The 6,648-nt window shown below is 63.6% G+C and carries 6 protein-coding genes; 4 read left to right on the forward strand and 2 right to left on the reverse strand.

Features of this window, described 5'->3' with window-relative positions; translation table 11 throughout:
- The 3 genes from A9X05_RS31780 to A9X05_RS21730 all read left to right on the forward strand — a co-directional run.
- Window positions 1–303: glycosyltransferase (locus A9X05_RS31780; RefSeq protein WP_368664940.1), on the forward strand; the 303-nt coding region annotated here is incomplete at its 5' end.
- Window positions 304–529: 226 nt separating this feature from the next.
- On the forward strand, window positions 530–1,432 hold the full coding sequence (locus A9X05_RS21725) for a class I SAM-dependent methyltransferase (protein WP_067784005.1): 903 nt from the start codon (window positions 530–532) through the stop codon (window positions 1,430–1,432).
- A 225-nt stretch (window positions 1,433–1,657) separates the two neighbouring features.
- Window positions 1,658–3,298 (forward strand): GMC oxidoreductase, encoded by a 1,641-nt coding sequence (locus A9X05_RS21730; RefSeq protein ID WP_067784006.1) that lies wholly within the window; start codon window positions 1,658–1,660, stop codon window positions 3,296–3,298.
- Window positions 3,299–3,345: 47 nt separating this feature from the next.
- Here A9X05_RS21730 and A9X05_RS21735 read toward each other — a convergent pair whose 3' ends face one another.
- Window positions 3,346–4,344: a Gfo/Idh/MocA family protein gene (locus A9X05_RS21735; RefSeq protein WP_067784008.1), complete on the reverse strand. Its 999-nt coding sequence runs from the start codon at window positions 4,342–4,344 to the stop codon at window positions 3,346–3,348.
- Between the two features lie 240 nt (window positions 4,345–4,584).
- Here A9X05_RS21735 and A9X05_RS21740 point away from each other — a divergent pair, with 240 nt between their 5' ends.
- Window positions 4,585–5,694: an acyltransferase gene (locus A9X05_RS21740; RefSeq protein WP_067753969.1), complete on the forward strand. Its 1,110-nt coding sequence runs from the start codon at window positions 4,585–4,587 to the stop codon at window positions 5,692–5,694.
- 51 nt (window positions 5,695–5,745) lie between these two features.
- Here A9X05_RS21740 and A9X05_RS21745 read toward each other — a convergent pair.
- Window positions 5,746–6,648 (reverse strand): glycosyltransferase (locus A9X05_RS21745; RefSeq protein ID WP_067784010.1); only part of this gene is annotated, 903 nt, incomplete at its 5' end.

The raw sequence follows: 6,648 nt of genomic DNA on the forward strand, positions 1-6,648 counted from the left end.
CACCACGGCGGTTCGGGCACCACGGCCGCGAGCATGCGCGCCGGGGTTCCCACCCTGATCCTTTCGATGGATGTGAATCAGACGCTGTGGGGCGCCCGGGTGAAACGATTGGGGGTCGGCACTACCCGCCGCTTCTCGAAGACCACCCGCCAATCCTTGGTCAAGGACCTGCGGCGAATACTCGACCCGGAATATGCCGCCCGAGCCCGCGAGCTGGCCACCCGGATGACAACACCCGCCGAAAGCGTCCAGAAGGCCGCCGACCTGGTGGAAAGCTTCGCCCGGGCAAGGCAGTCAGCTTGATGGCGGTGCGCGTGACCAGTGTTTTGAATGCCAGGTGCGCGGGGCGGCGCCAGCGCCGGCGGGGGCTGGTGGGCCGGGCCAAACCGCCCCGCCCCCTGAGCGGCTGCTGTTAGTATCCAACGACCGCGCTCTACGAGCTCGCCGAACCTTCCGGGGGGTCAGCGGCTCGTTTCGAGCCCTGAAACAAGACTGCATCGGCCTTTAAAGCAACAAGACCAAGGGAAACATGACCAGCCAGACGACCGAACCGAAGTTTCGTTGGACCGCCCGAACCCTCACGTTTCTATTTTTCTGGTGGATCGGGGGCAAGCGTCCGGGTGTGGTCTGGCACTACCTCACGGACGCCATTCACTACCGCCTGGTGAAGCTAGGCGTTCTATCGGGCACGGCGAAACACCTGGCCGAAGTTCGCGCGGCGTTCGAAGAGCAGGCGGCGAAGGGCCAATTCCAAGAGCGATGGTTCGACATGAACATCGTGCCGTGGTCGGTCACCTTCCCGAAAGTCTTCAAGCGTGCCGACCCGATACGCATTCTTGAAATCGGATCCTGGGAGGGGCGCTCGACGCTCTTTTTCCTGACGTACTTCACGCAAGGGCACATGACCGCCGTGGATACCTGGGCGGGCAGCGACGAATGGCACTACCACGCCACGTCGGACTTGCGAGACCTCGAGGCACGCTTCGACCACAACGTGTCCTCGGCCGCCGGTCGGGTAATAAAGCGGAAGGGCTCATCACTGTCCGTTTTGCCGCAGCTCATCGATGAAAAGCAGGAATTCGATCTGATCTATGTCGACGGATCACACTTCGCCGATGACGCGATAGTCGATTCACTCCACTCGTGGCGCCTGTTGAAGCAGGGCGGAATGATGATTTTCGACGATGTTATGTGGCCGGCCTACCCGCGGCCACGGGCAAACACCGCGTGGGCGGTCCACCAATTCCTGAAATACCACGCCGGAGAATACAAAGTTCTGCACGCCCAGTATCAGATCATTCTGCAGAAGAAAGCGGCGTTCGACGATAGCCTCGCAGACTGGACCAACCACCCCGCCGCCGCTGTGGCGGTCACGCAACCGGCAACTAATTCCCACCAGCCGGAGCAAACGCATCAGCACTCAGTTGGCTAGGTGAGGCGCGCCTCGTGCAACCACAAGCATCGGATGTGCTTGCGTTCGAATGACATTGGGCCATCGACGGGTCGCCGGCGCGGCTCGCCCTCATCCCGCTCGCACGGTGGGCGTGCGTCGCGGCCCGAAGGGGCAAACGGCCCTCTGTCCGCCACAGGGATGATACTGTCGTGACTCGCCCACACGGGGGCAAAATTTGGGCAATTACGCACTGAGGACTCGATTTTGGCCGACGGCGAGCTAGACGCGCGCGAGGCGGAACGCGTCGAGTGGGACGCGATCATCGTTGGGACCGGCATGGGCGGCGGTACCCTGGGCTACTCGCTCGCCCGTGCGGGTCGGAAGGTGCTATTCGTCGAGAAGGGGCGCTCGACCCTTCCGGGGGCATCCGGGACGGTCCGCTCATCGATGCCCGAAGTGTCCCATCCGCAGGAGTGCCGCTCCGCGGAAACCTACTTCGACGTGTTGACCAGATCCGGGCGTTCAACCGACGAGATCGAGGACATCAGCGGGCGCTCCCCACAACGATTCGTCCCCTTCCTGGGCGCCGGCACGGGCGGCTCGTCGGCCCTGTACGGCATGGTGTGTGAGCGGTTTTTCGCTCAGGACTTCACCCCTCGGCAGCACTTCCGAAACCCTGGCGATTCGACCGTGCCCGAGGCCTGGCCGATCACGTACGACGAGATGCGTCCGTGGTACTCGGCGGCCGAGCGGTTGTTCGGTGTTCGGGGCCAGCCCGATCCCCTGCGGCCGGGTGCCGCCGACCCTGATCTGCCTGCCGCGCCGCCATTTTCGGCGGACAACCAGCCGCTTGTCGACTACCTGACGAGCCGTGGCCTGCACCCGTATCACCTGCCGATGGCCTGTGACTACACCTCCGATTGCGCGACGTGTCAAAGCTATCTGTGTAACCAGTCATGCAAGAACGACAGCGCACGCAATTGCGTCTTGCCGGCCGTCGCCGAGCACGGAGCGAAGCTCCTACCGGAATGTCGGGTCTTGCGTCTCGACGCGGACCGCAAGCAAGTCCGGCGAGTGATCTGCGAGCATCGCTCCGGCACGGTGTCCCTGAAGGCCAGACTGGTGGTGCTCGCCGCCGGTGCGCTGGTCACCCCGGTGCTGTTACTCAATTCCCGTTCTGCCGATTGGCCGCGCGGCCTGGCCAACGGCTCGGATTGGGTGGGCCGCAACCTGATGCGTCACCTTGTTGACTTGGTCGAGATCTGGCCGCAGCGCGGTTCCAGGACCACAGCCGCGAACAAGGAAATCGGGCTGAACGACTTCTACTTGTGGGAGGGGCAAAAGTACGGCACCGTGCAATCTTTCGGTTCCATGGCGCCCATGGAGGTTTTGACCAATGTTCCTGGATGGCGGCCGGCGGCACTTCGGCTCATGAAACCGGCAGTGCGTCAAGTCTACGAACGGTTTTTCAATGGCGGGCTGGTCCTGGCAACCATCATGGAGGACCTCCCATATCTGGACAACCGTGTTATGCCCCACGACGGACCGACCGCCGACGGGCGGCAGCGACTGAAACTCCAGTACCGCCTTCACGAGAACGAACTCGAGCGCCGCGCCATCTTTTTGGAACAGTTGAAAGGCGTGTTGGAACCCTTCCGCAAGATCACGTTGCGAGGCGCCGAGGACAACAAAGCCGTAGCCCACGTTTGCGGCACATGTCGCTTCGGTGCCGATCCCGAGACGAGCGTGCTGGATCCGTACAACCGGGCGCACGAGGTCGAAAACCTATACGTGGTCGATAGCTCGTTTTTCCCCAGCAGCGCCGGTCTGAATCCCAGCTTGACCATCGCCGCCAACGCCCTGCGGGTGGCCGAACACCTGAATCAGGCGCACTTCGCCGGCTGAGTGCAGAGGTGTTTCTTGCCCGGTTCAACCCAAATAAGCGGTTGAGCTCAGGCGGGCTCGCGGAGCGGGAGGCCGGCAGCGCGATAGATGGCGTCGATGACGCTCATGTTCTCGACCGCGCCTTCCGGTGTCGTCTTGATGGGCTCCCCGCGCAGCGCCGCCGCGGCAAACGCGTCGAGTTGATAAGCATATGAGGGACGGCGCGAGAAGCGTTCCACTCGTTTGCCATCCGCCGATTTGACCGAGAGCCGATGGAAAGCTTGCGGCATTACGGGATTGAGCACGCGCACTTCCCCGCGATCGCCAACGACCTTGGCGCTCAACTGAAACAGATCCCACGACCACATCGAGCAACGGATTCGCCCCTCGATCCCGTTTGGAAAGCGAAGCCGGGCGGTCATGGCGCGGTCGACCTGGGGGTCGCGCAGTTTCGCCTGTGCCGAAACAACTTCCGGCGTCGCACCACCGAACGTGCGGATGATGTCGACCGCATAGCATCCGGCGTCCATCGTCGCGCCACCGGCAAGGGAGTAGTTGTAGCGGATATCGGAAAACTTCGGCAACGGGAAGCAGATGGCCGCCTCCACCCGCTTCAGCTGTCCCAGTTCCCCGGAAGCGATGATCTCCTCAACGCGCAGCGTCAAAGGATGGTAGCGATAGTGAAAAGCCTCCATCACGACTCGGTCTGATTGAGCGGCCAGTCCGGCGACTTCGCGTGCCTCAGCGGCGTTGGCGCTGAACGGTTTCTCGCACAGCACATGCTTGCTCGCGGCAATCGCAGCTCGGGTCCACCTGCCGTGCAAGCCATTTGGGAGTGGGTTGTAGACGGCGTCCAAATCCGGGTCGGCGACCAGCGCTTCATAGCTGTCGTGCACTCGGGAAATGCCGTGTTCGGCGGCGAAGGCTTGGGCACGAGATACCTCGCGAGCTGCCACCGCCGCGACCACCACCTCGGCGCTTTCCCGTGCCGGGTTGATAAGCGCGAGCGGAGCGATGCGGGCTGCGCCGAGGACACCGATCCGCAGCCGTGCACCTTCTTCAGACACGACCCGGATGCTAGCACCCTGGTTCTTGCCCCGGAGCGTTAAATGGCGCTGGCCAACGCCTCGTTGCGGGCCGTCACCCCAGTCAGGCCTCTGCAAGCCAGTTCAGTGAGCACGGCCGCCGCCGCGTCGCTTGCCCGCCCCGACCGACTCGCCAAGAGCGCTCAAAGCAACAGTGATCAACACCGTCGCGATATACGATGGCGCCGACAACGCGCACCGGGGGACGATGGACGGAGTCACATGAAGCTGGGGGAAGTGTTCAGCCCGCGAAATAATGCGCTGAACGCGTTCCGGCTAGCCCTGGCAACCGAAGTGATGCTGTTCCACTCATGGCCGATCACGGGTCATATGCCTCCCGCCGCTGCCACCAAGCTTATGTTCGCGATAGGTGTCGACGGGTTTTTTGCGATCTCGGGATTTCTCATCTCCCGAAGCTGGCTGAACGACCCGCAACTTCGTGACTACCTGCTGGCTCGAGCTCTGCGAATCCTCCCCGGTTTCTACGTCTGCCTGATCGTCACCGCATACCTGTTCGCACCACTGAGCCTGGCGATCCAGGGCGGTGCGGCGGGAAAGCTGCTGGCCTCGCGCGATCCGATCGATTACGTCGTGCAAAACGCCGCATTGGCCTACCTGCACCCGAATGTCGGCCCGACACCGCACGGAACGCCGGGCGGAGCGAATTGGAACGCCTCGCTGTGGTCCCTCATCTGGGAAGTGATGTGCTACTTGGCGGTTGCAGTTATCGGCGTCGTCGGCCTCGCCAATCGCAGGTGGGTTTCCCCCGCGATGCTCGTACTCGCGGTGATCGGGGCGATGTTGCTACCACCCCTGACCTTTCCGGGAGTATGGACCATCCCGCAGCTCCTCTGCCGCTCCGCCATCATGTTCGCCTCCGGGGCGCTCCTGTACCAATGGCGCGATGTGATCCCCGCTCGCTGGTCGCTCGTCGCCGTCTGCGTCGCCATAGTCCTCGCGTCCAGCCAGCTGCCGGATTATCGAGTGGTGGCCGGCCTTCCGCTGGCGTACGCCGTCGTCGTCTCCGGGGCGCTGCTTAAGAACAAGCGGCTGCAACTACGCACTGATCTGTCCTATGGCATGTACATCTATGCGTTCCCGATGCAGCAGCTGCTGGCGGTGTGCGGCCTCACGTGGTTGCATCCGGTCGTGTTTTTCGTTGTCGCGATGGCGGCCACCCTTCCGGTGGCGGCGCTGAGTTGGTTCCTGGTGGAAAAGCGGGCGCTATCGCTCAAATCCCGCTTCAAGCGGCCGAGCACCCCTGCCGCGACCGATCCACCCGCCCAGGTCGAGGTCAGGTCGGACGACGGGAGAGACGCGCCCGGCGGATGACCGCTTCCCGCGCGCGGGCCGTTGACCGGCGCCGGGCCATCCGGGCGATCTTCAGACTAAACGCCTTGCGCTGGCGAACTTTTCGAGCACATCAACAGCTTTCGCAACGCTTTCAGCCGGGTCTGTCATCCGGGCGGCGAGGTCACGGGCTCGCACTGCGTAGTCGGGTTCGAGGATCTGACGCAAGTCGGTGACCAAGGTTTCGGTGGTTGTGGTCGAAAAGCGCCGAGTGGTACCGACTTTCAGCCGCTTGAGCTGGGCACCCCAATGCGGTTGATCACCGGCCGTCCACAGGATCATCGACGGAACCCCGGCGCGCATGCTCGCGGCCGTGGTGCCCGAACCGCCGTGGTGCACGACGGCCCGGCAGGCGGGGAAGACGGCCGCATAGTTGACCGCGCCCACCACCTTGACGTGGTCGCCGTGGGCGACGTCGCTGAAGTCGCTCCAACCCGCACAAATCAATGCGCGCTCGCCCAGCTCGGCGCAGGCGGCGCTGATCATCTCGATGGCGTCGGCCGGTGATTCCACCGGCATGCTGCCGAAGCCGAAACAGATCGGCGGCGTTCCGGCGGCGATCCAGGATGCGACGTCATCGTCCGCCTCAGTCGTCGCCGCCATGGTCAGCGCGCCAACAAAGGGTCGTTGGCCATCCCATTTCGCCCACTCCGTCGCTAGCCCGGGGAAACACGCCTCGTCGTAGGCCTGGATTTCCAGTGATCCACTCTCGGCGATGCGCCGCGCCGATGCGCCCCGGATCTTCGGCAGCCCCAGTTCCCGACGCTGCGCGTCCTCCACCTTCTTGTTGAGGCGCCAGCCGAACCAATCGAACGCGGTCATCGACGCGCGCGCCAGGGGAGGCGGCAGCAGCGGAACGAGCTGGCCGTTGGGCCGTATCGGAAAGTAATGCAGCGTCGCAAACGGAATGTCGTAGGCCTCGGCGATGCTTGCGGC

Origin of the sequence: Mycobacterium sp. E3298, assembly GCF_001666895.1 — a bacterium.
GTDB lineage: Bacteria > Actinomycetota > Actinomycetes > Mycobacteriales > Mycobacteriaceae > Mycobacterium.